This window comes from Halosolutus sp. DAT137 (genome assembly GCF_059736405.1).
In genome coordinates this window covers 1,158,851-1,181,388 of sequence record NZ_JCAQID010000001.1, presented here as the reverse complement: position 1 = coordinate 1,181,388, position 22,538 = coordinate 1,158,851, and the positions used below count along the sequence as shown (strand labels likewise).

Genomic DNA, 22,538 nt, shown 5'->3' with positions numbered 1-22,538 from the left:
CAGTGCGCTCGACCTGACGGAGCCAGCGCACTCGACGCATCTCCGGTAGCGAATCCGGGACCGACACGCTTTGGGCCACCCCTCCCGAAACGCAGGCCGTGACGGCGGATCGAGACGGAACACCGCGGGTCGAACTCCGGTACGAGAACGGGACGGTCCGTCTGGACGGTCTCGACGGACACGCGTCGCTCGAGTCGATCGTTCGCGAGCGTGTCCCCGAACTCGAATCGGACCCGCGAACGGACGGTTGGCGCGTGCCCGCGTTCCGCTACGCCGCGCTTCGCACTGCGCTGGCTCAAACTGACGCCGCGGTCGTCGATGGCGTCCTCAGCCTCGAGGCCCTTCCCCACCTCGAGTCGGCCTATCAGCTCCGTGACTACCAGCAGGCGGCGCGGGACGCGTGGCTCGAGACCGATCGGTGGGCCGACACTGCAGCGTCGACGTCAACTGCGGCGGTAGCGACCGGTGACGCGTCGACCACCGACTCGCCCTCAACCGACGTACCTCCCAGCGCGCCTGCCGGCGTTCTCGAACTGCCGACGGGAAGCGGAAAAACGGTCATCGCGATCGCCGCGATCGAACACCTCGCCGTTCCGACGCTGGTGGTCGTCCCGACGATCGACCTGCTCGAGCAGTGGGAGCGCGAACTCGATCGGGAGTTCGACTGCGAGATCGGACGCTTCGGCGGCGGGGAGCAGCGCCTCGGCCCGATTACGGTGTCGACGTACGACTCGGCGTATCTGAAGGCGGATTCGGTGGGCGATCGGTTCGGACTGGTCGTCTTCGACGAGGTCCACCACCTCGGCGGCGAGGGGTACCGCGAAATCGCTCGCCTGCTTCCTGCACCGGCCCGATTGGGGCTGACGGCCACCTTCGAGCGAGCCGACGGAGCCCACGAGGCGATCGAGGAGATCGTCGGCCCGCTCGTCTACCGGATCGATCCCGACGAACTGGCCGGCACTCACCTCGCCAACTACGACATTAAACGGCTCGAGGTGTCGCTCACGCCCGACGAACGCGAGGAGTACGACCGCAACCAGGAGATTTTCACGAACTACCTCGCCCGATCGAACATCGACATGCGACGCGGCTCGGACTATCAGGAACTCGTCATGCGATCGGGATCGGACCCGAAGGCCCGCGAGGCGTTGCTCGCCCGACAGCGCGCCCGTGCGATCGTCTACGGGAGCGAGGCCAAACTGAACGCCCTCGAAGGTATTTTGGGCGACCATCGCGACGATCGATCGATCGTCTTCACGGCGCACAACGACCTCGCGTACGACGTGAGCGAGCGATTTTTGATCCCGACGATCACCCACCAGACCGGGGCGGCGGAGCGACGCGAGATTCTGGAGCGATTTCGCGAAGGTACCTACACTCGGATCGCGACCTCGAACGTGCTCGACGAGGGGGTCGACGTGCCCGACGCTTCCGTCGCAGTCGTCCTCTCGGGCAGCGGCAGCGAGCGAGAGTTCGTCCAGCGCCTCGGCCGAATTCTCAGACCGAGTGCAGACGGCGGGCGTGCGGTCCTCTACGAGGTCGTCGCCGCCGACACCAGCGAGGAACGGGTTTCGAGCCGTCGCCGGGACGAGTAACGGGGTCGACGAAATTCCAGCACCGATGGGGCACGCCGATCTTCATGCGATCTGCTGTGCAGACGTCTCATACGGTCTGCGGTAACGGTTTACCGACGCACCGCGAACCGTCCTGCGGTTGCGCCGGTAATTGATTACAGCAAACCGTATCAGTACAACCGTAAGACGGGTCCGGTTGCATTGAAAACGGCTTATTGCAGTCCGTATCGATGGGAAATCTCCGGTGGGTGCCCGGTTCGTTGCTGCCAGATCGACTGGCACTCCAGGCTTGTCATAGATGCGATGACGCCTACACACCTCGTTCTGAACGTTTCCCAATCGGTCCCGATTCGAGTATCGCAGGGGTTTTGTACCGAGCGTTCCGACTCCATCGTAGACGGCACGGTCTGGCAGCACCTTTCAGCCACCGTGGTTTCCACGCGTGGTCACCGCTGACGGACCTACCCCGTCTTGATACTACGCCGCGAGCGATCGCTATGCTGCCTGTAACGACTGTGAGACACTCGCAAGCGACCGGTATACTACCTACAAATAGTTCGTGCAGGCTCGATACCACCAGTATGCACCCATTCGATCGAGTCGGGCCACCGATCGAGATCGAAACGGGCCGATTACGCGAACGCCGAGAGCACGTCGTCTCCGAAGTCCTCGATGAACGCGTCCTGGTTCGTGGTGACGTTGTGGACGAACGGGTGGGAATTCCTCGGCGTCGCTCGCGCTCGCCAGGTAGATCGCGCTGTTGAGCAGGCCGATGTGGCTGGACGCCTGCGGGTAGTTCTCGAGGAAGGTACCGTCCTCGGCGTGGACCATCTCCGAGAGCAGGCCGAGCGGCGAGGCGCGGTCGAGGAGCGATTCGAAGATCTCGGTGGCTTCCTCGACTCGCCCGGAGAGGACCAGCGCGTCGACGAGCCAGCACGAACAGAGGACGAAGCCGCCCGGCTCTCTCGGCCGCGCGGGACTGTTGGCAAACCGAAAGACGACTCCGTCGTCGGTCGTCAGATCGTCCAGAATCGTGTCGATCGTGTGCTGGACGCGCTCGTCCTCGGCCGGCAGAAAGTCGTGTCGCGTTTCGAGTCGCGCAAGGCTTCCGGTCCTTCGACCGGCATGAAATCGGTCACCGTCGCCGTTCCGTCGTCGGTCTCGAACGTGGTCTCGAGGACGTTCGTTCGATCTCGGTACTCCTGTGTCCCGTCGGTGGCCGCTACGGGTCGGACGGCGAAACGGCCCCCCGTTCGTGATCGAGAATTGCCGCGAACACGCTCGGGGACTCGACGCGGGGGAAACAACACCAGTCCATCGAGCCGTTCGCCCCGACGAGGGCACAGCGATCGTCGTTGCCGATGACGCCGTAGGCGTCGATCGGGAGGTACTCCGTCGTTCGTTCAGACATTGATTCGAGAGCAGTGAGGGTAGTGATCTCGTGACATCCTCGTCTCGTTCGGTACTCGACGGTCGATCCGTCGTGTCTTTCCACGGTTCCGAATAAAAGCATGTATTCCCGGCGCGTGATCAGTTCCACCGAATACGACTGTCCCGAGTAGAACACTATCACGAGCAGCGTCACCCTGTGCGTACCGGGCTGCGATCGCGGAACTCCTCGCGGGAAATTTCCTCGTCGAGAAACGCTGCGAGATCAGTACCCGCACGCTCGGCCGCGATCGCGTCCGGGTAGATGACACCGGCCACCCCGCGATCGAGGAACGCGGCCGCCGTCTTGGTCTCGTCGACGCGGACGATCCGCGGGATATCCGTTTCGAGGGCGACCACCGCTTCGGCCCGATCGTCCTCGGGGGCGAGGGAGACGACTGCGGCCGCCTCCTCGAGCAGTGACCGGTCCCAGACGCGGTCGTCTCCAACGTCCCCGTAAACGTAGTGGTCACACTCGTTGCGAATCTCTCGGAGGGTGATGGGGTTGTCCTCGATCACTACCACCGGGCGATCGAGGCGCGAGCAGGCTTCGAGCACCTGCCTGCCGCCGTGCTGGAAGTCGACGACGATAACGTGGTTCGTAAGGTCGTCATCGACGTGGGCGCGATCGCCAGTGGAGTCGCCGAGTAGATCGAGGAGGCCGCGGTCCCGTAATCGTTGGCTGATGGCACCGGCCCGGGGGCTGGTGTAGGCCGCGGTGATCATCGTGATCGCCGCCGCGAGAACGATCGCGTCGAAGAGGCCGCGCACGATCTGGCCCGCGACGAGGGCTTCGATCGCGATGAACAGGCTGAACGTGCTCACCTGATCGAGCGTCAGTCCCGTCCGGACCGCCGTTCGACCGTCGAACCCGCCGCGAACGAGGATCACGGCGACGATCAGCGGATTTACCACCGCCACCGCCACCACGAGTGCGATCGTGTATCCGACGGTCGCAGGGCCGGGAACGGTGAGCAACGCGCCGACGGTGACGAAGAAAATCGGCGTAAAGAAGTCCTCGAGATCGTCGATCGTGTCGACCAGTTCGAGCGAGTGCGGGTAGTCGTCAGCGATCGCGATGCCGGCGGCGAACGCGCCGACGACGATCGAGAGCCCCGCGAACTCCGCGAGGGCGATGAACCCGATCACGAGCGAAGTACCCACGAGCATCAGGACTTCCGAATCGCCCCGCAATCCGGCTGTCACCCGGTGAAAGACGAGGTAGCGAATCCCGAGGGCGAGTGCGAACATGCCCGCCGCGACGGCGATCTGTTCGAGTGCCGGCGTCGCCGCGTAGACGAACGCACTCAGGGCCACCACGACGAAGATGCCGAGGAGGTCCTCCGTGAAGTGGATCGACTCCGCGAGGCGGTCAGCGGTCGGACGGACGCCGGTTTGCGAGTCGAGGTAACTGCTCGCGACGAGCGACGAACTGAGGACGGCAGCGACGGCGAAGTAGCCGGCGTTCAACGGTTCGAGTCCCAACGCGAGGCCCACGCCAAAGCCGAGGACTCCGACGATCGAGGCCTGTACGATCGCGACGGCCGCGCTGATCCGGCCGGTCGACCGAAACGCCTCGATATCGACGTGAACGCCGAAGAGAAAGACCAGGAAGGCGATACCCCACTGGGCCAGATCGAGCAACTGGGTTTCGTCGATCAGCGCACCGACCGCGATTCCAGCGACCAGGTAGAAGGGAAGAGCCGGCAGGTCCCGCTGTGCGGCGAGAATCAGGAAGACTGCCGCGAATCCGAAGATCACGGTCAGTGCGAACAGGATCTCATCCACCGCTCTCACCCCCGTCCGGAGTGGTCTCGGCGGCCCGCGGGGAGCGATCTCGTGCGCGATCGTTTAGTTGCGCGAGGCGACGCTCGAAGGCGTCGGAGTCGTCGAGGCGCTCGAGGAGGTCTACGACGGTCTCACCGACGAGCCCCGTCCCGACGATCACGTAATCGGCACCGGCCTCGCGGAGCGTCGTCGCCTCCGCCTCGGTCGTTGCCGCGACGATCGAGAGCGCGTTCGGTGCGTCTTCGACCAGTCGCAGGGTGACGTCGGTTCGCTCCGCGACGCTCACCAGCACGTCGGCACCGGCGACGTTCGCTTCCCGCCGGATGTCGCCGTGTCTGGCGTTGCCGAAAATGAAGCCGTGGGCCGAGTCGGTGAGTTCCTCGACGGAGGCGGCTCGGTCCTCGACGAAGACGACCTCGTCGACGGATGACTGCAGTACGTCCGCGAGTTCCGCCGTAAGCCGGCTGTAGCCGACGATGACCGCGTGATTCTCGAACTCGACTGGCTGGGCTTCGACGGTGTTCTCCCGCTCGAGACGATCGAGATACGGCCGGACGGCGGCGAATATCTGGCGGTTGTAGATCACGTAGTACGTCGAGATCGGCATCGTGAGCAGCGCCATCAGGCTGAGAAAGCCGAGGATGCCCTCCTCGATGAATCCCTGATCGACGGCGAGTGCACCGAGGACGAGCGAGAACTCGCTGACCTGCAGCATCGAAATCGTCCCCAGAAAGGAGGTTTCGACGTCGAACCGCTGGCTGTAAAAGAGCCCGAACACGATGAAAAAGTTGAGCACGATGAGCGCTGCGGCCGCAATGAGTGCCTCCTGCCAGTAGGCTAGCAACTGATCGACCTCCATCTGGAGGGCGATGCTCGCGAAGAAGACGGCGATGAAGAAGTTGGTCGCCGGTCGCATGCGCTCTTTGAGTTCCGTGCTGTAGGGCAGTTGCGCCAGCGCCAGTCCCGCGAGGAACGCACCGATTTCGACGGAGAGGTCGAGCGTTTCGGCCGCGAAAATGAACAGAAACGCCCACGCGATACCGACGGTAAAGAGGGTGCTCTTGTTCGCGGCGCTCGCGCGCAACAGCGCCGGGAGGAAGTACTGGCTGGCGAGATAGGCGACGACGCCGATGACGCCCACCAGGAAGAATACGCGGCCGATACTGAACGCGATCTCGGCGGCGTTGTCGACGGTTCCAACGGTCAGGATCGCCAGGGCCATCACGAGGTAGATGTCCTGAAAGATGAGGATGCCGACGTCGACCTTGCCGTACAGCGCCTTCAGATCACCCTTGTCGCCAAGTACCTTCACGATGATCGGCGTCGCGCCGAACGTCGTCGCGAGTGCGATCATCAGCGACTGGAAGAGGGTGAATCCGAGCAGGAGCGCAACCGCCGTGGAGGCGATCGCCTGGAGAATCGCCTGCCCGACGGCGATCGCGCCGACGGGACGGAGGATCTCTCTGATGTCGTCGAACCGCATTTCGATCCCCAGCAAGAACAGCAGGAAGCCGAGACCGAGTTCGGCAAGAATCTCGATCAACTGATCTTCGGCGACGATTCCGAGCCCGATCGGACCGACGACGACCCCCGTCAGCACGTAGGCGACGATCGTGGGCTGTTTCGTGAGCCTGGCAACGTAACTCAGGATCGCCGCGGCGATGATCAACAGCGCGAAATCCGCCGCGAGTGCGATTCCTCCGAGTGCCATAGCTGCTCCGACAGGCGACCTCGAACCGACCGGTGCGGAGGGGTTCGGTCTCGAGACTGCGCCTCGATAGGACCGACGCCAAAGAGACGGAACTGCGTTCGGCCGGCAAATGAAACTGCGGGGCTTCCCGGGTGGCGATCGGACCCGCCCCTTCTGCCTGCCGGTTCGCTCGCCGTGGCGAGGCACTTTTCTCCCCGTCGGCTGAATCCACCGGTAGATGCTGACGAAGGACCTGCTTCGCGTCTCGCGGGCCGGCGGCGGCTACCATCCACAGTTTGCGGGCCGCGAACACCGACCGCTCGCCGCCCGCGTCATCGGCACGTTTCAGGGCCACGTCGGGGAGACGCGGGCGGCTCTCGACGCTGCGCTGGCCGATCTCGAGCGCGGGACGCCACGCGTCCCGGATAGCTCGAGCGGGCCACCGCGAGAGCGCGAAGCGGACGACTTCAAACTCGTTCGCGGCTTCGCCGCCTTGCTCGATCGGGACGCGACCTTCGAGACCGACGCCGCGATCGACCCCGAGCGGGCGCGACGGGCAGCCTTCGAGGCGGCGCAAGCCCTCGACGTCGTCACCGAAGACGAGCGGGCGATGGCGCTCGTTCGCGCGGGCGAATCAGTCGGGCTTTCGGCCGACGATCTCGAGCGATCGCTCTACGCCGATCTCGAGGACCGGCAGGTGCTTGCCGCCGTCGACTCGCGCTGGGACCCCGACGGACTGGTCGCCCAGTACAACCTCTCGCTCGCACAGACGGCGCTGTTCGACGCGACCGAACTGCGTGTACGATCGAGCGATCCGAAGGCGCTCGTTTCCGCGATCAAGCGTCTCCGGCTGATGTACGAGATTCGCAGGTCGACGGGAGAGTCGGCGGAGATCGAAACCGACGGCACCTCCGGAAAAACCGACGCCAGCAGCCACCCCGCCCCGATCGATATCGAGCGCTCCCCCACCGAACGCGAGATCGTCGTCACGGGACCGACCCACCTCTTTCGGGCCACGCGCCGCTACGGAACCCGATTCGCGCGCCTGTTACGGACGATCGCCAACAGTAAGGAGTGGACGCTCGAGGCGACGATCGACGATCGCGGAACCGAGCGCACGCTCACGCTCACGGACGAGGATCCGGTTCGGCTGCCGAATGCCGAACCGATCGCCGATGTCTCCTACGACAGCGGCGTCGAGGCCGACTTCGCCGGCAGAATCTCGAATCTGGACCTCGACTGGACGCTCCGCCGGGAACCGGAGCCGCTCGCGGCTGGCACGCGGGTGATGATCCCCGACTTCGCGTTCGAGTACGACCACGACGACTTTCGGGTCTACCTCGAGATTATGGGCTTCTGGACGCCCGAGTACGTCGAGAAGAAACTCGGCCAACTGGAGACGCTCGAAGACGTCGAACTGATCGTCGCCGTCGATGAGTCCCTCGGCGTCGGGGCGGAAATCGCCGCCCGAGACTTCCGGGCGATCCCCTACTCGGGTACCGTCCGGGTCAAAGACGTGGTCGACGTGCTCTCGGAGTACGAACGCCAGCTCGTCGCAGAGGGCGCGGCCCGCCTGCCCGAGGAACTCAGGCCCGACGCGGACGTCGTGACGATCGAATCGGTGGCCGACAGCCGCGGCGTCGGCGCGGACGCCCTCGCGGATATCGCGTTCCCCGAACACGATCGAGTCGGCAGGACGCTCGTCCGTCCCGCGGTGCTCGAGGCGATCGCCGCCGAGATCGAGGCTGGGATGACCCTCTCGGAGGCGGAAACCGTTCTCGGCGGGCACGGTATCGACGACGCGAGCGCCGTTCTCTCTCGACTCGGCTACCGCGTCGAGTGGGAGGGACTTACCGGCGGCACGATCGTCGAGCGGTGATCGGCGTCGTGTTCACCACTCACCGGCCCGTCTCCGCCGTGGATCTGTGACCTGAAGCTTTACTTTGTGGCCGACTCAACGCTGCGATCGATGAACCTCGGAAAGCTTCGTCGTCCACCGCAGTTTCGATTGGCTGACTCCGCACAACAGATCGTTGGGGGATTTTTGCTTGCTGGTCCGTTCGTCGTCACCGAGGAAGTCTGGGTGCTCGCCACGAACATGACCATCTTGCACGCAGTGGCGACGATCGGGGTCGTCTGTACGATCGGCTATGCGACGTTGTACAAGGCGGATACGAAGCGCGACCCGGAAACCGAACAGAACGTCGCGGGCGTCCCTGTCCGATTTATTTCACTCATGGCCGCCTCGTTCGGTTCAGTAACGATTTTAGCGCTGTTGTTCGACGCGCCGGATACGTTTCTCGAGTCCGTGACCACGAACTCCGAAGTGGCTCTGATCACGTTCAAAGCGGTGAGCGTCGGATCGATATTTAGCGTCGTCGGGGCTGCAACGGCGGACAGCGTGTTCTAATAGATCGACACGCGCGTGTACTGAAACGATAACCCTACGCGATTCGATCGAAGGGACCGGAAAATCCTCCCGCCGGTGGCTGCTGGTGCGTGTGCGTGTTGTTGTTATGACCGGACGATCGTCCCTCGAGACGGTTACTGTGGCTCGGAAGGCGATGCGGCTCGAAGGGTTATTCGGCCTGCGAACGGAGCGTCGGTTCGGGTTCCGGATCTGCTTCGCTCTCGGGTTCGATCGCTGATTCGGCGTCGCCGCTCTCCTCGGTGTCCGTGAGGTCAGGCGTGTCGACGCCCTGCGCTCGGCCCGTCTCGCTCGATCGGTAGATCGCATCGATCACGCGCTGGACGGTGAGCGCTTCCTCGATCGTGTTGGTCTCGGGCTGTGTGCCGGAGTCGATGGCTTCTAGGAACTGTTCGTCCTGTGCCGCATACCCGGTCAGTGTGTCGTCTCCGGTCATCGAAATATCCGCGTAGTGGTCACAGCCGGCGGTTCCGGCTTCGAGAATTTCCAGATTCGTATCACCGAGTTTGAACTGGGCACCGGCCTCGGTTCCGCGCACCCGAATGTCCATGCTCTCCTCGCGGTTCGTCGCCCAGGCGGCTTCCAGCGAGATGGTGTTGCCGTCGGCGCACCTGATGAACGCGCTCACGGAGTCGTCGACGTCGTAGGTCTCCGTTTCCGCGTCCCAGTTGTCGCCGAAGCCGTCGGGGTCCGCGTACTGTTCGTCGGTTCCGAACGTCGTTCGGGCGACGCCCGAGACTTCCGTAATGTCCGGAAATCCCATCAAATAGAGTGCAAGATCGAGTGCGTGAACGCCGATATCGAGGAGCGAACCGCCGCCGGCCAGGTCGGGATCGGTAAACCACGAGCCGGGACCCGGAACGCCACGCCGTCTCACGTAGTTCGCCTCGACGTGCGTGAGGTCGCCAAACCGCCCGCGCGCGTGCTGATCGTCGAACATGGCCGTCGACGCGGCGTGGCGGTTGTGAAAGCCGACCATGCAGACGGCGTCGGTGTTCGCCGCTGTCGCCGCGATCCGTTCTGCACTCTCGACGGTGTGAGCGAGCGGCTTTTCGACGAGAACGTGACAGCCCGCCTCGAGTGCGTCGACGGTGATCGGTTCGTGGAACCGGTTTGGCGTGGTGACGATCACGGCGTCCACGTCGTCGTCCACCACGAGGCCTTCGTGGGTTTCGTAGGTTCGCGCGCCGAATTCGTCGGCAAACCGATCACGCTGTTCGGCAACGAGGTCGGCACCGGCGACGACGGTCGCCCCGAGTTCGGAGACGCTTCGAGCGTGGTGGTTCCCCATTCCACCGAGACCGACGACGCCGATACCAACACCGTCCCCGATCATTTCGAAACACCAGATTGCGGGGAAGGCGTAGCAATCGAACGATAAGAAACGAATCGTTTCGCAGTCAGTTGTCGGTGGTCCCAGAACTCCATACCGAAAAACTGCTGGCGATCAAAATAAGAGTTGTGACCGATTAATCTGTCTGACTGGCCCAACGATACCGGTACATAGGTGTATGTATTTACCAATACTCGTTAAAACATCATGAATGTTTATTTTGAAAGTTGGTTCTCGTCACCCAATCGGCCGACCTAAACGTCTCGACGGTCGACGGACGAACGATGGTTGGAGTCACGATCTGGAACGAGTTTCGACACGAACGCACAGACGACGATGCAGCGGCCGTCTACCCGGACGGAATCCACGAAACGATCGCGGACGCGCTCGCCGGCCGCGGCCACGATGTCCACACTGCGACCCTCGACGAACCCGACCACGGCTTGACCGAGACGGTTCTCGACGACACCGACGTGCTCTGCTGGTGGGGCCATACCGCCCACGACGAGGTCGACGACGCGGTCGTCGAACGGGTCTACGAGCGCGTGCTCGACGGAATGGGACTGCTCGTGCTTCACTCGGGCCACTACGCGAAGATCTTCAAACGGCTTATGGGAACCTCCTGTAGCCTCCAGTGGCGTGAGGACGGGGAGACCGAGCGGCTGTGGGTCGTCGATCCCGGCCACCCGATCGCCAGCGGACTGGGCGAGTCGATCGAACTCCCGCAGACGGAGATGTACGGCGAACCGTTCGACGTTCCCGAGCCCGATCGGCTGGTGTTTACGAGTTGGTTCGAGGGCGGTGAAGTGTTCCGCAGCGGCTGTTGTTACCGGCGCGGGAACGGCCGCATCTTCTACTTTCGACCGGGTCACGAAACGTACCCAATCTACGAGAACGAAGACGTCCAGCAGGTTCTCGATAACGCGGTTCAGTGGGCCAGTCCGGTCGACGGCTCGCCGCGATCGTTCGGCGAGCGAGACTGATACGGTCTATTGTAATTCGGTCCCGGTGATTGTCCGACCGGGGCGGCGATCACCGGTAACACGGTACACTGATCCGTCTGAGACGAGCGAGATCGACGACCCCGTTCAGAACTCGTGGCGTCCCTCGTCGGTGATAACGCTCTCGAGTAGCGACACCGGCGTCGCGTCGTAGGCAGGGTTCTCGACCGCGAAGCCGTCTGCGGGTTCAGGCATGACTTCGCTGCCCGGACGAAACTCGTTTTCGAAGACGAACCCCTCGCGAACGAGTTTCGAGGACGCACCGAGGACGGTGACGGGAACGTCGAGGTGGTTCGCGGTCGCCGCGATCGGAAGGGTGCCGACCCGGTTGTAGAGCGTGTCGTCGACGATACAGTCCATCCCGACGACGACGCGATCGCACTTCGCGAGGTAGAGTCCGTTCGCGCTGTCAGTGATCAGCGTCGGGTCGACCCCGTCGACTGCGGCGAGCGATCGGGCGGTTTTCCGGCCGATGTAGCGAGGCCGGGCCTCGGTAATGTAGACGTCGAATGTCTTGCCGGCGTCGACCGCCGTTTCGAGCGATTCGAGCACCGTCGACGAGTAGTCGTGGGTCAGTAGCGTCGCCCCGTCTTCGAGGTACTCCGCCGCGCGTTCTGCCGCCCGGCGTTTGCCCGACTCGACGCGCTCGACGACGTCGTCGATCGTCTCGCTGGTGTACCGCTGTGCGTCGGCGACGCTGCCGTGTTCTTCCGCGGCGACACGGTCGACGACGGCCCGGACCGCGTTCTGGAGGGACGCGTGGGAGGAGTTGGCTCGACGGAGTATCGACCCGTTGCGCTCGAGGGTTCGCTCGAACTCCTCGACGGTAGCGAACTCGCGATCGGTCAGTTCCTCGAGCGCACGCGCAGCGTTCACGGCGATCACCGAGGAGCTGTGGGTCTGCATATCCTGAATCTCCTCGACCGTCTCGTCGATCATACCTGCACGAATTCCCGTCAGCGGCAAAGATGTTGCGGGTAGTGTCAGCCCGGAAGAGCTGTGCGGTCGCGTTATCGTCCGTTCTGTGGCTCCCAGCGAGCGGGGGCGACGCCGAGGCGAAGGACGGCCGGTCGGTACGCAAACGCGATGATAACGACGACGCCGAGTTCGATCCAGAAATTCGTCTCGCCGACGATCGTATTTAGCACCGAGAGTCCCACCAGAACGACGACCAGCATGACGAGATAGTGTGCGGCCAGTTCGACAAGCCCGTTCGTATCCATACACTTCCTCGGGATGCCACGGGCAAAACGGTATCGTGGGCTCTCGGCTCAGTCACGAACACCGTGAGACCGCTGTCGCCGGCCGTGACGGGGACAACTTCCCGTCGTCGATCGGACGGCCGAGTAGTCCGAAGATATCACCCACGTATCGTCGGCGTTCCTGGGCGAACACGGCTTGGAGAATCCGATCGAGCAGCGACAGTGCGATCTATCCGGGCGTTCCCGCGCCGGCCTGTCCGATCCGATTACTCCGATCGCGGCTGCGAGAGGCGACGGGGAAGCCGAAATACCGGCTCTATAACAATTCGCCAGTGTCGCCAGGACGGAGACGCACAGATGGATCGACGTACGTATCTCAAAAACGGTCTCGCGGCGAGCGCAGTCGTCGCTGTCGCTGGCTGTGCGGGACTCAACGATTCCGAAGCGACCGACGAGAATTCGCCCGTCGACGAGGAGAACGGCGAGGCGACCGACGAGACTGAAACTGACGACGATGAATCGCACGACAACGAACTGGTCGGAACGTTCGACGACTTCGAGGATCTCGAGCCGTGGCGCGCTTTCCAGGACATCGGCACGATCGAAGCGAGCAGCGAAAACGCGTCCGACGGGTCCCAGTCGGCGTTGCTCAGACCCGACGAGGAGGGGCAGGTCCGCGTTCGACGCACCCTGGACGAACCGATCGACGTCACCGATGTCGTCCCCGGACTGACCATGACGGCCGAAACCAGTAGCAACGTTCGGATTCAACTGCAGGACGAGAACGGCGAATACGTCGAGTTCAGCCAGCAGGTGTTAGGTGGGATGTCACCAGTTCGCCAGAACTTCGGCCCGACCCGACTCAGTGGCGAGCCCGATATGAGCGAGGTGGTCGTCCTCCAGATCATCAACTGGGTCGATCCGGAGACCGACGACGACGCCCTGTGGGTGGACGATTTCCACTTCGTTCCGAACGTCTCTCCCGGCAAGGTCATGCTCCAGTTCCACGGCGGCTACGAGGGACACTACACGCGGGCGCTGCCGATTCTCGAGGAGTACGATCTCACCGGCACCGCCTTCGTTCCGACCGCTCGCCTCCGGGAGGATCGCGCGGTCGAGGGCGATCGACTCACCTACGATCAGGTCGACGAACTCGCCACCGCCGGCTGGACGATCGCCAGCAACTCCGCACGGGGCACTCGCCTTCCCGCTGCCGAGGAGTCAGCCGATGATCTGGAGTCGAATATCACCGACCCGATCGAGTGGCTCGAAGACGAGGGCTACGGCGACGGTGCTCGGTTCTTTGCCTTCCCCGGCTCCGAGTACGACGACAAGTCGTACGAACTCGTCCAGGAGAACTACGACCTCGCGTTCGCGGGACGATCGCCGGCACAAGGGTACGCGGGAAATCCCCACCTGTGCTCGGTTGCGCCGAGTCCCGACACCCCGAGCGAAGCGAAGCAACTTCTCGAGTGGGCCGTCGAGTACGGCGGGATCACCTCGATTCCGTTCTTCGCTCTCGAAGACGGCACCAGTGTGGACGCGCTCGCGGAGACGGCGCGCGCGCTCGACGAATATCGAGCGAGTGGCGACCTCGAACTGATTACGCCGGCCGAAATGGCCGACGAATACGTCTTCGAGTTCGAGTAATTTCACCCGGCGCGAACGAGGAACAGACGGCGGACCGTACGGTTTGCCCCGAAACACGGATTCGGCCGCCCGGAGGCTTACATCGTCAGGTCCCGTAGGAGCAGACGATGACCGTCACCGTTCGATACACGTGTCCCCACTGCCGCGCCGTGGTGAGTCTCGAGCGACCGCCGGACCTCGCTGACCGGTCGGTCACGAAGCTGGCACAGCCGGGCTGGGAGTACGCCGCGCCGGACGATCAGGACCGCGAATCGGCCGACGGAATCGCCTTCGTTTGCGGGACGGACGGCCCCGTCACCGATATCGAGGGAGAGCCGATCGAGGGCTGTGGCCGTCCCTTCTACCTCAACTTCGTCCGGTACGAGCGCGGGGTCGAACTGGAGCCGAATCCGCCGACCTACGGCGGTCCCCGGTTCGACTTTGCGGAGTGAGTTCCAAAAAACGAACACAACGCTTTTCGACGGCGGGGCGCACCTATCGATATGGACGAATCCGCCGTTCGCGACCGTCTTCGGCTCATCACCGATCCGGAACTCGACGACGACATCGTTTCGCTCGGGCTGGTCAACGACGTAACTGTCGACGGCGAACAGGTCGACATCGACCTCGCTCTCGGGGCACCGTACTCTCCGACCGAAACCGACCTCGCGGCCGAGGTCCGAGAGGTGCTCGCCGCCGAGGGTCTCGACGTCGAGTTGTCGGCGAGCATTCCCGATCGAGACGAGCACACGACCGACGAGCAGGTGCTCCCGAACGTCAAGAACGTCATCGCGGTCGCGAGCGGGAAGGGTGGTGTCGGCAAGTCGACCGTCGCGGTCAACCTCGCCGCGGGGCTCTCGCAACTGGGTGCTCGCGTGGGGCTGTTCGACGCCGACGTCTACGGCCCGAACGTGCCGCGAATGGTCGACGCCGACGAACCGCCGATGGCGACCGAGGACGAAACGCTCGTGCCGCCGGAAAAGTACGGCGTGAAACTGATGAGCATGGCGTTTCTCACGGGCAAGGACGACCCCGTCATCTGGCGCGGACCGATGGTCCACAAAGTCATCACGCAACTGACCGAGGACGTCGAGTGGGGCCACCTGGATTATCTCGTGGTCGACCTCCCGCCGGGAACCGGGGACACCCAGTTGACCATGCTCCAGACCATGCCCGTGACGGGCGCGGTGATCGTCACGACACCACAGACTGTCGCGCTCGACGACGCCCGAAAGGGCCTCGAGATGTTCGCCAAACACGACACCGTCGTGCTTGGAATTGCCGAAAACATGTCGACGTTCGTCTGTCCCGACTGCGGCGGCGAACACGACATCTTCGGCTCCGGCGGCGGCCGAGCGTTCGCCGACGAACACGAGATGCCGTTTCTGGGCACGATCCCGCTCGACCCGGCGGTCCGCGAGGGCGGCGACGGCGGCAGACCGACCGTTCTCGAAGACGGGACCGAAACCAGCGATGCGCTGCGAACGATCACCGAGAACGTCGCCAACAACACCGGCATCGTCCACCGCCGGGGCGTCTCACAGACCCGTCGAAGCGAAGCCGCCACGCCCGATCGATGACCGACGACGATCGCGAAACCGAACAGGCCGAGACGGCCGAGAAGCCCGAGACAGCCGAGGAAGTCGTGAATACCGACGGGTTCGATCCGGACCCCGAACGTGTCGCCGTCCTCCGCGAGACGGCAGACGAAATCCGTGGCGAGACCAACGAGAGCGAACAACTCGCGAACATCCTGTATCGAACGAGCGACCTCTACGACGAAGGCGAGGAGACAACGCCCGAAGAGATCATTCGGAACGTCACACACATTCTCGAAGTAACGAAACGCGGCGGACTCGATCGCTGAGTACGCCACGCTTACTGACCACGGGGGTGCTTCGGACGCCCGCCGCTGGTGGCGAACATTCGATCGCCAGTACGGCATCCGATCCCGATCGCGGTGATGTATTCTCGAGGTATTAGATACCATCCTGGCCCATTCAGGGGCACACCTTATCCCTCCACGTCCGGTTTGTCTGGACAGGAACGCAGCGAGGGAGTCGCCTCGTCGACGCGATGACTGCCTCGCTATCGTACTCACTCACCCATGACTAACACAACAACGCCGATCGAAGCGACCTTCGAGATGCAACGTCAGTCTATCAAGCAGAGTCAGCACCTCTTCGAGCAGGGCCTCCAGTTTCAGGAGAACGCAGCCGAGACGTTCCTGCAAAACGGGTTCACAGCCCAGCGCAGCGCCCAGCGTCAGGGTACCGAACTCGTCCGACAACTTTTCGATGCACAGCTCGAGGCAATGGAGTCCGCGCTCGACGAAGACGCATTCGATGTCCGATCGACGATGGACGAACAGTTCGAAGAGAACGTAGAACAGACCCAGAAACTGCTGAACGAGCAGTTCGAGCAGGGGGCCGAACTGTTCCAGCACCTGCTCCACGCACAGTTCGACGCACTCGAATCGGCACTCGACAGAGACGGTGTCGATGTTCGATCGACCGTCGACCGACAGTTCGCCGAGTACGAGCAGACCCAGGAGCGGACCTGGGACGAACTCGAAGACGGCATCCAGGAAGCGGTCGGTGAACTCACCGAACAGCAAAAGACGGTGCTCGCGGAGTCCACCGAGTCGTTCCTCGAGACACAGCAGGAGGCCGAGCACCAGACCGTCGAGAACGTCCGACGTGCCGAGGAGACCGCCGAAACCGTCCAGCAACAGACCGAGGAAGTAGGTGGGACCGCTCAGCGACAGTCCGAATCGGTCGCTGAGACCTCCCAGGAACACGCACAGGATCTGGTCGGCGAAGCCGCAGAGGCGACCGAAGACGCCGCCGAAACGACGGATGCAATCGAAACGGCAGCCGAACAGGGAATCGACGCCACAGAAAAGAGCCTGCAGTCGATCGAGGGTGTCGGTCGGACCTACGCCGAACGACTGGCCAAGGCAGAAATCGAGACCGTCGCAGACCTCGCCGAGGCGAACGCGGCCGCCGTCGCAGAGGTCGCACAGATCTCGGAGGATCGGTCCAGAGAGTGGATCGAAGCGGCACAGTCCGAAGAATAATCGCGCTCCTCGGGATCGATCGGCTCGCGGTTTTCGAGGCGATCAGATCACAGCATCTTGGGCGAGCAACGGCACCGTAGCCGGCAAAGCGGGCTGTTCACTAGCGGAAATCATCGGTCAGACGGGTAGCTTTTGGGTCTCTACCCCGACAATCGAGTGTGGACGCGAATCAACAGACTCGATCGAACCCCTTCGGGATGGACGAGGAGTGTCGGAACTGTCCGGCCCTCTGTGAGACGCGCACCACCGTCGTCCACGGCTACGGCGACGTGGGTGCGGACTTCCTGTTCGTCGGCGAACGACCGTCCGCTCGCGCCGACGCGGTTGGGATTCCGTTTCTCTCGAGGGAAACCGACAGCGGTGCCGACGGCGAGGGGTCACCCGAGACGACGCTCCGCCGGATGCTCGAACGTCTCGGGCTCTGCGATGCGACCTCTCCGGCCGATCGACCCACGCTGCAGAACGTCTATCTGACGAATCTCACCCGGTGTCGCGATCCCGATCGACAACCGACCGACGAGGAGATCGGAAACTGCGAGCCGTATCTCAACGCCGAAATTCGGATGATCAACCCGGAGATCATCGTCCCGATCGGCGATCGAGCGCTCGCGGAGATCGCCGAGGAGTACACGACGACGCCGGCGGCGGACCTCTCGCTCCCGGCAGACCATGCCGAGACGATCCGCGGGCGCGGGTTCGAACTCGTTCCGATGATCGACCCGGACGAACAGACTGCCGACCAGACCCAGCAATGGCTCGAACAGTTCGTCGACCTGATGGCGTCGGATTACCGCCAAACGAAGGGGCGTCGAAGCCGGTAGTTGCCGCGTTTCGGAGCGATCGAGTCCCTTTTGACGGGTGCTCAGTGGGCCAATCGAGGATGGGGTTCCGCAGGGCGAGAAAGTGTGTTACCAGTAGGGGTTCTCCCGCCAGCGCTTCGAACGGGCACCGGTCGCCGCCAGCGTGACGACGACAACTGCGGTCACGGCGACCGTCACGAGCGTCGGTACGAGCAGCGCCGAGCCGTCGATCAGGGAGCCGTCGACGAATCCGACGACGCCGAGGACGACCAGGGTGGCGATCGTGAGGACGCCGAGCAGTCCGGTACTCGTGCGAGTGTTCATACGCTGGATCAGTACCTCCAGTAGCATAATTTGTGGGACGCTGTACGGTATCGATACCGCGCGTCTGCCCGCTCGACGGACGAGACGGGATGATACGCCCTGCTACCCGCTGGAAACGCCGCGTTCAAGACGCGCGGGGCCGCAGTGAGAGTATGCTCACCGTCGTTCCCGTCGACCCGCCCCGAGAGGGACTTGTGTTCTCGGCGCTCGTCGATCGGACGCCGCTGACCGAGGCGGAAGCGGTCGCCCTCTACGAGGCGTCCGTCGTCGACGTACTCCGTACCGTGGCCGCAAGCGGTGGCGATCTGCTGGTCAACTACCGCGACGCGGAGACGCTCCCCGACGAGTACGCGGGCGACGCCGAAGCTGCGATCCGCGAGCTCACCGAAGACGCACTCGACGACGGCTCTGACGTCCGTTTCGAGCGTCAGATCGGATCGACCCGCGCGGCCAGAGTCGGGAACACGGTCACGCACCTCCTCGAACGCGAGGGGGTCCAGACCGTCGGCGTGCTCGAACCTACTGCCCCGCTGGTCGAACGGACGCAGATCGACGGCGCGGCAATGTCCCTGCGCCGCCACGACGTGCTCCTCGGCCCGTCTACCGGGGGCCGGACGTACTTCACGGGCTTCGGTCAGCCGATCGATTTCACCGACGCCTACGACCCACCGGAACTGTCAACGCTTGCCGATCGAACCGCCGAGGCGGACCACAGCCTCGGCTTTACCCCGATGATCCCGACGGTGACGACCGAAGAGGGGCTGTGTGCGACCATCGCCTGGCTTGACGCGCGGGCGCACACCGATCGAGCGGGCGGTGAAGCGACGACCGCGGTCGTCGACGAACTGGATCTCGTGGTCGGGTCGGACGGCGGGATCGATCGGGTCTAGACCGATAACCCTTTTTGAACGCGAGCAGAAGGTGGGGACGAGGTGGGGTGGCAGAGCGGCCTAACGCGCCTGCCTTGAGAGCAGGTGGCTGTCAAGCCTCATGGGTTCAAATCCCATCCCCACCGTCTTCTCACGAGCATTAACCGACGAGCGCAGCGAGGAGTTTCGCGAGTGAGAAGACGACACGTTGGGATTTGAATTACGGAACGAGGGAGCGGAGCGACCGAAGTTCAGGTGGTTCAAATCCCATCCCCACCGTTTTTCAACAGAAATCATAGCAGGAATTGTCGCAGTTTCCGAACTAAGTAGAACCATCATGTACATTTCCTTTCGTAGAAGAGTCGCTCTCGGAATCGAACTATCTCATTCTTCCAGCAACGTTCTTTGCCAACACCTTGGCTGCAAACCGGGGTGACTGACGGGTCTTTAGGGATGCATACGACGCGATCGAGTCAGGAGGAGTTGGGTCGAAATCAGGATCGCGGAGACGAGACATGCCTGTTGTCAGCATGTCGATTTGCATCTCATTGATTCGGTGCTCCAGGTCATCGAGAGTGTCTACGTCCGAAATATCGACGGATTCAATTAAAACGACGTTTCCAGCGTCGAGTTCGCCGGTCAGTTGCTGGAGCGTCGAGCCTGCGGTGGTCTCCCCATTGAGAAACATTCGTGCTGGACTGAGACCGCGGTAGCGTCGAATATCTCCGGGATGAAAGCTCAAAACCCCGTACTCCGGCTCGGATAAGATCCGTCCAGTCAACAGGTTGAATCCGAATCGAACGACAACGTCCGTTTCAGAAGCAATTCGTGTAACCATCTCGGGTGGCAGGTCACACCACGGGCCGTCGACGGGAACGGGTTGACAACCAATTTGTTTGGAATCTTCGAGGACGTCAATTTCGTCCAACGGGCGCCGCTGCATCAGTCCGGGTTCGCCGGCCCCCAACATCCACGAAAGCTTCCGCTCGGCGAGCACGAACGCCCACGCCCGTTCCCGCCTGAATACGTGATAAAACAGTTTGATATCGGCAAGACTAATCCCGCGAGCGTTCTTGAACGCTTGTTCCTCGAGTGGAGACGTTCCACGGCTGAACCCTGGGTGATCGATATCTGTCGTCTCGTTTACCACGACTAGAGGAATTTCGACTCCAGTTTCGGCGACCATTCGCTCGAGTGCGGTAATTTGCCACTCCAACAGACAGCGATTCGCAAGAATACAGACGTATTGAGGCTTTTGCATGAATGTCACTTGTGTGTAATTCCCTTCTGTTGGGTACCGCCGCGAACTGACCGAACAGCCCAGAGGGCGTACTTCCCAGCATTGATAATCTCGTCCTTGAGCGCCTCAGTTAGCCATTCAGTGTACGTCTCAGCCCAACGGTTGGGGTGGACCAACAGATACAGTTGGGAAATCTGTTCGTCCTCGATAAGCTCGATCAGATCGGCTGTCGACTCGATTTGGTCCGGCTTTGTCGCTGGGCCAACCGGCCAGTCATTGACGATCGTTTTTTCGTCGAACCACGTTCTGTTCGTATCTGAGAAATAGACGACGTCTGAGAAATCGATGGACAAATACACTTCACCCTGTAGATCGTAATGGTCTAGGTGAGCCGTTTCCCACAGCTTTCGGTTATCGTACGGTGTCAATGGATTTCCGTGCATCGAGACCGTCTCCACATCGACGTAATCTCGAAAATCAGAAAGCGTGGTGGAAAATGATTCGCGAGCGGCGGTACTATCACCCTCCGCAAGGTCCATGTCCTCGTAATGATACCCGACCTCGTGGCCGAGATCTTCGATTTCAGTCATAATATCCGGCCGGTACACTTTATTGATTGATCTAAAATAGTAACTGGATGAAACGCCAAAATCGGATTCTATCCGGGCCATGTCGAGTGCATTTTCTGGCTTTCTATCTATATCGTGTCTCATAATGATATGTTTTCCAGGCAATACTTTCTGAGAAAGATAGGCATTCACAGATAGAAATTGGTAATTGTGTCGTATTGCAGATCCAATCAGTTCTTCGTATATTTCGTACGTGAAGTCTCGAGTCATACGAGAACCCCTTTCCATCCGAACTGATCGGCTTCATCGCAGGCTGTCACTCGGCTCCGTACGCCCAAACCGGTCGGCTGTAGGCCGCCATCTCGCGCATTGTGGCTTGTCATTATTCGATACCTGTCGGTTGACTCCCCCTTTCAATTATAAATATCTCACACGCACACCAAATCGTTTATATAAAATTTGGTGATTGAAAAGGCTGCGCCGAAGTGACGTAGTGCTTCTTGCCCGTTTGGTTCACAGACTATTCGTATGCCAATTCGAGATCGCGAGCCCGGTCGAGCAGCGCCTCGTCGTAGTACTCTGCGGTCTGTTCTGGACGCGTGACGTCGATCGCCCGGACCTGCAGAACCGTGTTGCGAAAGACCTTGAACGTGGCTTCGTCGACCATCTGGCCGTCGAGCGTGACTGCACCGGTCCCCTCGCGTTTGGCCGCGTTGAACCGCTCGATCTTGCCCACGTCGCGTTCGAGTTCCTCGTGACTGGGCATGTGGATCGTGTTCGCCTGAATCGTCTGTTTGGGGTACAGCGACCAGGAGCCGTCGAGTCCGAGGTGGGCCTCGTGTTCGACCTGGTCTGCGTACGCGTCGGCGTTGTAGTAGGTCAGACCCGCGCGTTCTTTGAACAGGTCGTCGAACGGGCCGCCGATCGCGAGCAGGTCGCCCGCGCTGGCCTCGTTCGAGAGCGTCTCGAGCAGTCCGTCCCAGCGCGGGCGACCGTCACCGAGGTCGCGAGCGCCGAGTTCGGCCGCGTAGTCGACGGGACCGAAGACTAACGCGGTGAGCCGCGAGGTCGCGCCGAATTTCGAGATTTCGCGCAGGTCCGATCGGGCGCGGCCGGTCTCGACGATGATCGAGAGCCCGATCGAACCGTCGGGATAGCCGTGTTCGGTCTCCGCGTCGGTAACCACGCTCGCGGCGCGCTCGACGTCCTCGATGCGGCCCACCTTCGGGACGACGACGCCGTCGATGTCGGTGCCGATTTCGCTTACGAGTCGATCGATCTGTTCGCGACCGCGATCGCGAAACGAGGCATCCTCGTAGCTCCACTCGACGCGGGGCCAGATTTCGCCCGGGAAGTCGTGTTCGGGGACGAGTTCGATCGTGTTCTTCAGGCCCTCGTCTTTCATGTTCGGCGCGGTACCGTCTTCCATGTCGGGGACGAGCCAGTCGGGGGCCTGGAACCCCTCGGCGGTGAGGCCCGAACGGAGGTACTTCGCCGAGTCGTCTTTCGGAACGGCGGCCGGTGCGGTCTGGAACGTTCGACAGAGTCGGATGTCGTCGGTCATGAGTCTGGAATCGGTGATGT

At 62.4% G+C, this 22,538-nt stretch carries 20 protein-coding genes, 1 tRNA gene and 1 pseudogene; 12 read left to right on the top strand and 10 right to left on the bottom strand.

Annotated features, from left to right (window positions below):
• Nucleotides 1–98 precede the first annotated feature (98 nt).
• A complete protein-coding gene (locus AC6I6L_RS05680) occupies nucleotides 99–1,595 on the top strand; it encodes a DEAD/DEAH box helicase (protein WP_497916739.1) in 1,497 nt (498 codons plus the stop codon).
• A 1,097-nt stretch (nucleotides 1,596–2,692) separates the two neighbouring features.
• Here AC6I6L_RS05680 and AC6I6L_RS05675 read toward each other — a convergent pair.
• From AC6I6L_RS05675 to AC6I6L_RS05665, 3 genes and pseudogenes are all read right to left on the bottom strand, one after another.
• Nucleotides 2,693–2,985 (bottom strand): annotated as a pseudogene (locus AC6I6L_RS05675) (trehalase-like domain-containing protein); the annotation flags it as partial.
• 170 nt (nucleotides 2,986–3,155) lie between these two features.
• A complete protein-coding gene (locus AC6I6L_RS05670; RefSeq protein WP_497916738.1) occupies nucleotides 3,156–4,790 on the bottom strand; it encodes a cation:proton antiporter domain-containing protein in 1,635 nt (544 codons plus the stop codon).
• Complete coding sequence (locus tag AC6I6L_RS05665; protein ID WP_497916737.1) at nucleotides 4,783–6,501, bottom strand: cation:proton antiporter domain-containing protein; 1,719 nt, start codon at nucleotides 6,499–6,501, stop codon at nucleotides 4,783–4,785. Before AC6I6L_RS05665 ends, AC6I6L_RS05670 begins: the two co-directional genes overlap by 8 nt.
• 217 nt (nucleotides 6,502–6,718) lie before the next feature.
• On the opposite strand from AC6I6L_RS05665, the gene AC6I6L_RS05660 reads away from it, so the two are divergent.
• Both AC6I6L_RS05660 and AC6I6L_RS05655 read left to right on the top strand, forming a co-directional pair.
• Entirely contained in the window at nucleotides 6,719–8,359 is a 1,641-nt protein-coding gene (locus AC6I6L_RS05660) for a DUF790 family protein (RefSeq protein WP_497916736.1), read from the top strand.
• Nucleotides 8,360–8,449: 90 nt separating this feature from the next.
• Nucleotides 8,450–8,890 (top strand): DUF2391 family protein, encoded by a 441-nt coding sequence (locus tag AC6I6L_RS05655; protein ID WP_497916735.1) that lies wholly within the window; start codon nucleotides 8,450–8,452, stop codon nucleotides 8,888–8,890.
• A gap of 169 nt (nucleotides 8,891–9,059) precedes the next feature.
• Here the strand turns inward: AC6I6L_RS05655 and AC6I6L_RS05650 are convergent, their stop codons facing one another.
• Nucleotides 9,060–10,244, bottom strand: coding sequence for a Gfo/Idh/MocA family protein (locus AC6I6L_RS05650; RefSeq protein WP_497916734.1), 1,185 nt, complete (start codon nucleotides 10,242–10,244; stop codon nucleotides 9,060–9,062).
• Between the two features lie 281 nt (nucleotides 10,245–10,525).
• Between AC6I6L_RS05650 and AC6I6L_RS05645 the strand changes: the two genes are divergently transcribed.
• On the top strand, nucleotides 10,526–11,224 hold the full coding sequence (locus AC6I6L_RS05645; protein WP_497916733.1) for a ThuA domain-containing protein: 699 nt from the start codon (nucleotides 10,526–10,528) through the stop codon (nucleotides 11,222–11,224).
• Between the two features lie 105 nt (nucleotides 11,225–11,329).
• On the opposite strand, the gene AC6I6L_RS05640 is transcribed toward AC6I6L_RS05645, so the two are convergent.
• The gene (locus tag AC6I6L_RS05640; protein ID WP_497916732.1) at nucleotides 11,330–12,181 is read right to left on the bottom strand and encodes an eIF2B alpha/beta/delta subunit family protein; all 852 of its coding nucleotides are present in this window, start codon (nucleotides 12,179–12,181) and stop codon (nucleotides 11,330–11,332) included.
• 71 nt (nucleotides 12,182–12,252) lie between these two features.
• Nucleotides 12,253–12,465, bottom strand: coding sequence for a hypothetical protein (locus AC6I6L_RS05635; RefSeq protein WP_497916731.1), 213 nt, complete (start codon nucleotides 12,463–12,465; stop codon nucleotides 12,253–12,255).
• A 336-nt stretch (nucleotides 12,466–12,801) separates the two neighbouring features.
• On the opposite strand from AC6I6L_RS05635, the gene AC6I6L_RS05630 reads away from it, so the two are divergent.
• The 6 genes from AC6I6L_RS05630 (at nucleotide 12,802) to AC6I6L_RS05605 (ending at nucleotide 17,973) form a co-directional block, all read left to right on the top strand.
• Nucleotides 12,802–14,094, top strand: a complete 1,293-nt coding sequence (locus AC6I6L_RS05630; protein ID WP_497916730.1) for a polysaccharide deacetylase family protein — start codon at nucleotides 12,802–12,804, stop codon at nucleotides 14,092–14,094.
• 107 nt (nucleotides 14,095–14,201) lie between these two features.
• Nucleotides 14,202–14,525: a DUF7969 family protein gene (locus AC6I6L_RS05625; RefSeq protein WP_497916729.1), complete on the top strand. Its 324-nt coding sequence runs from the start codon at nucleotides 14,202–14,204 to the stop codon at nucleotides 14,523–14,525.
• Between the two features lie 51 nt (nucleotides 14,526–14,576).
• A complete protein-coding gene (locus AC6I6L_RS05620) occupies nucleotides 14,577–15,653 on the top strand; it encodes an Mrp/NBP35 family ATP-binding protein (RefSeq protein WP_497916728.1) in 1,077 nt (358 codons plus the stop codon).
• On the top strand, nucleotides 15,650–15,940 hold the full coding sequence (locus AC6I6L_RS05615) for a DUF7976 family protein (protein WP_497916727.1): 291 nt from the start codon (nucleotides 15,650–15,652) through the stop codon (nucleotides 15,938–15,940). The genes AC6I6L_RS05620 and AC6I6L_RS05615 overlap by 4 nt, the downstream gene beginning before the upstream one ends.
• A 240-nt stretch (nucleotides 15,941–16,180) precedes the next feature.
• Complete coding sequence (locus AC6I6L_RS05610; RefSeq protein WP_497916726.1) at nucleotides 16,181–17,152, top strand: helix-hairpin-helix domain-containing protein; 972 nt, start codon at nucleotides 16,181–16,183, stop codon at nucleotides 17,150–17,152.
• A 158-nt stretch (nucleotides 17,153–17,310) separates the two neighbouring features.
• On the top strand, nucleotides 17,311–17,973 hold the full coding sequence (locus AC6I6L_RS05605; RefSeq protein WP_497916725.1) for a uracil-DNA glycosylase: 663 nt from the start codon (nucleotides 17,311–17,313) through the stop codon (nucleotides 17,971–17,973).
• 87 nt (nucleotides 17,974–18,060) lie between these two features.
• Here AC6I6L_RS05605 and AC6I6L_RS05600 read toward each other — a convergent pair whose 3' ends face one another.
• Nucleotides 18,061–18,276 (bottom strand): hypothetical protein, encoded by a 216-nt coding sequence (locus AC6I6L_RS05600; protein ID WP_497916724.1) that lies wholly within the window; start codon nucleotides 18,274–18,276, stop codon nucleotides 18,061–18,063.
• Nucleotides 18,277–18,428: 152 nt separating this feature from the next.
• Here AC6I6L_RS05600 and AC6I6L_RS05595 point away from each other — a divergent pair, with 152 nt between their 5' ends.
• Nucleotides 18,429–19,166 (top strand): hypothetical protein, encoded by a 738-nt coding sequence (locus AC6I6L_RS05595; RefSeq protein WP_497916849.1) that lies wholly within the window; start codon nucleotides 18,429–18,431, stop codon nucleotides 19,164–19,166.
• Between the two features lie 41 nt (nucleotides 19,167–19,207).
• Nucleotides 19,208–19,291: transfer RNA gene (locus AC6I6L_RS05590), tRNA-Ser, on the top strand.
• Between the two features lie 233 nt (nucleotides 19,292–19,524).
• On the opposite strand, the gene AC6I6L_RS05585 is transcribed toward AC6I6L_RS05590, so the two are convergent.
• From AC6I6L_RS05585 to citE, 3 genes are all read right to left on the bottom strand, one after another.
• Nucleotides 19,525–20,331, bottom strand: a complete 807-nt coding sequence (locus tag AC6I6L_RS05585) for a formyltransferase family protein (RefSeq protein WP_497916723.1) — start codon at nucleotides 20,329–20,331, stop codon at nucleotides 19,525–19,527.
• Nucleotides 20,332–20,411: 80 nt separating this feature from the next.
• Entirely contained in the window at nucleotides 20,412–21,098 is a 687-nt protein-coding gene (locus AC6I6L_RS05580; protein ID WP_497916722.1) for a hypothetical protein, read from the bottom strand.
• 376 nt (nucleotides 21,099–21,474) lie between these two features.
• Complete coding sequence (gene citE, locus AC6I6L_RS05575) at nucleotides 21,475–22,518, bottom strand: L-malyl-CoA/beta-methylmalyl-CoA lyase (RefSeq protein WP_497916721.1); 1,044 nt, start codon at nucleotides 22,516–22,518, stop codon at nucleotides 21,475–21,477.
• Between the last annotated feature and the right edge of the window lie 20 nt (nucleotides 22,519–22,538).

Coding starts and splice junctions, on each gene's coding strand:
- AC6I6L_RS05665 (WP_497916737.1), bottom strand. CDS start 6,501: ATGGCACTCGGAGGAATCGCACTCGCGGCGGATTTCGCGCTGTTGATC.
- AC6I6L_RS05660 (WP_497916736.1), top strand. CDS start 6,719: ATGCTGACGAAGGACCTGCTTCGCGTCTCGCGGGCCGGCGGCGGCTAC.
- AC6I6L_RS05655 (WP_497916735.1), top strand. CDS start 8,450: ATGAACCTCGGAAAGCTTCGTCGTCCACCGCAGTTTCGATTGGCTGAC.
- AC6I6L_RS05650 (WP_497916734.1), bottom strand. CDS start 10,244: ATGATCGGGGACGGTGTTGGTATCGGCGTCGTCGGTCTCGGTGGAATG.
- AC6I6L_RS05645 (WP_497916733.1), top strand. CDS start 10,526: ATGGTTGGAGTCACGATCTGGAACGAGTTTCGACACGAACGCACAGAC.
- AC6I6L_RS05640 (WP_497916732.1), bottom strand. CDS start 12,181: ATGATCGACGAGACGGTCGAGGAGATTCAGGATATGCAGACCCACAGC.
- AC6I6L_RS05635 (WP_497916731.1), bottom strand. CDS start 12,465: ATGGATACGAACGGGCTTGTCGAACTGGCCGCACACTATCTCGTCATG.
- AC6I6L_RS05630 (WP_497916730.1), top strand. CDS start 12,802: ATGGATCGACGTACGTATCTCAAAAACGGTCTCGCGGCGAGCGCAGTC.
- AC6I6L_RS05625 (WP_497916729.1), top strand. CDS start 14,202: ATGACCGTCACCGTTCGATACACGTGTCCCCACTGCCGCGCCGTGGTG.
- AC6I6L_RS05620 (WP_497916728.1), top strand. CDS start 14,577: ATGGACGAATCCGCCGTTCGCGACCGTCTTCGGCTCATCACCGATCCG.
- AC6I6L_RS05615 (WP_497916727.1), top strand. CDS start 15,650: ATGACCGACGACGATCGCGAAACCGAACAGGCCGAGACGGCCGAGAAG.
- AC6I6L_RS05610 (WP_497916726.1), top strand. CDS start 16,181: ATGACTAACACAACAACGCCGATCGAAGCGACCTTCGAGATGCAACGT.
- AC6I6L_RS05600 (WP_497916724.1), bottom strand. CDS start 18,276: ATGAACACTCGCACGAGTACCGGACTGCTCGGCGTCCTCACGATCGCC.
- AC6I6L_RS05595 (WP_497916849.1), top strand. CDS start 18,429: ATGCTCACCGTCGTTCCCGTCGACCCGCCCCGAGAGGGACTTGTGTTC.
- AC6I6L_RS05585 (WP_497916723.1), bottom strand. CDS start 20,331: ATGGTCGCCGAAACTGGAGTCGAAATTCCTCTAGTCGTGGTAAACGAG.
- AC6I6L_RS05580 (WP_497916722.1), bottom strand. CDS start 21,098: ATGAGACACGATATAGATAGAAAGCCAGAAAATGCACTCGACATGGCC.
- citE (WP_497916721.1), bottom strand. CDS start 22,518: ATGACCGACGACATCCGACTCTGTCGAACGTTCCAGACCGCACCGGCC.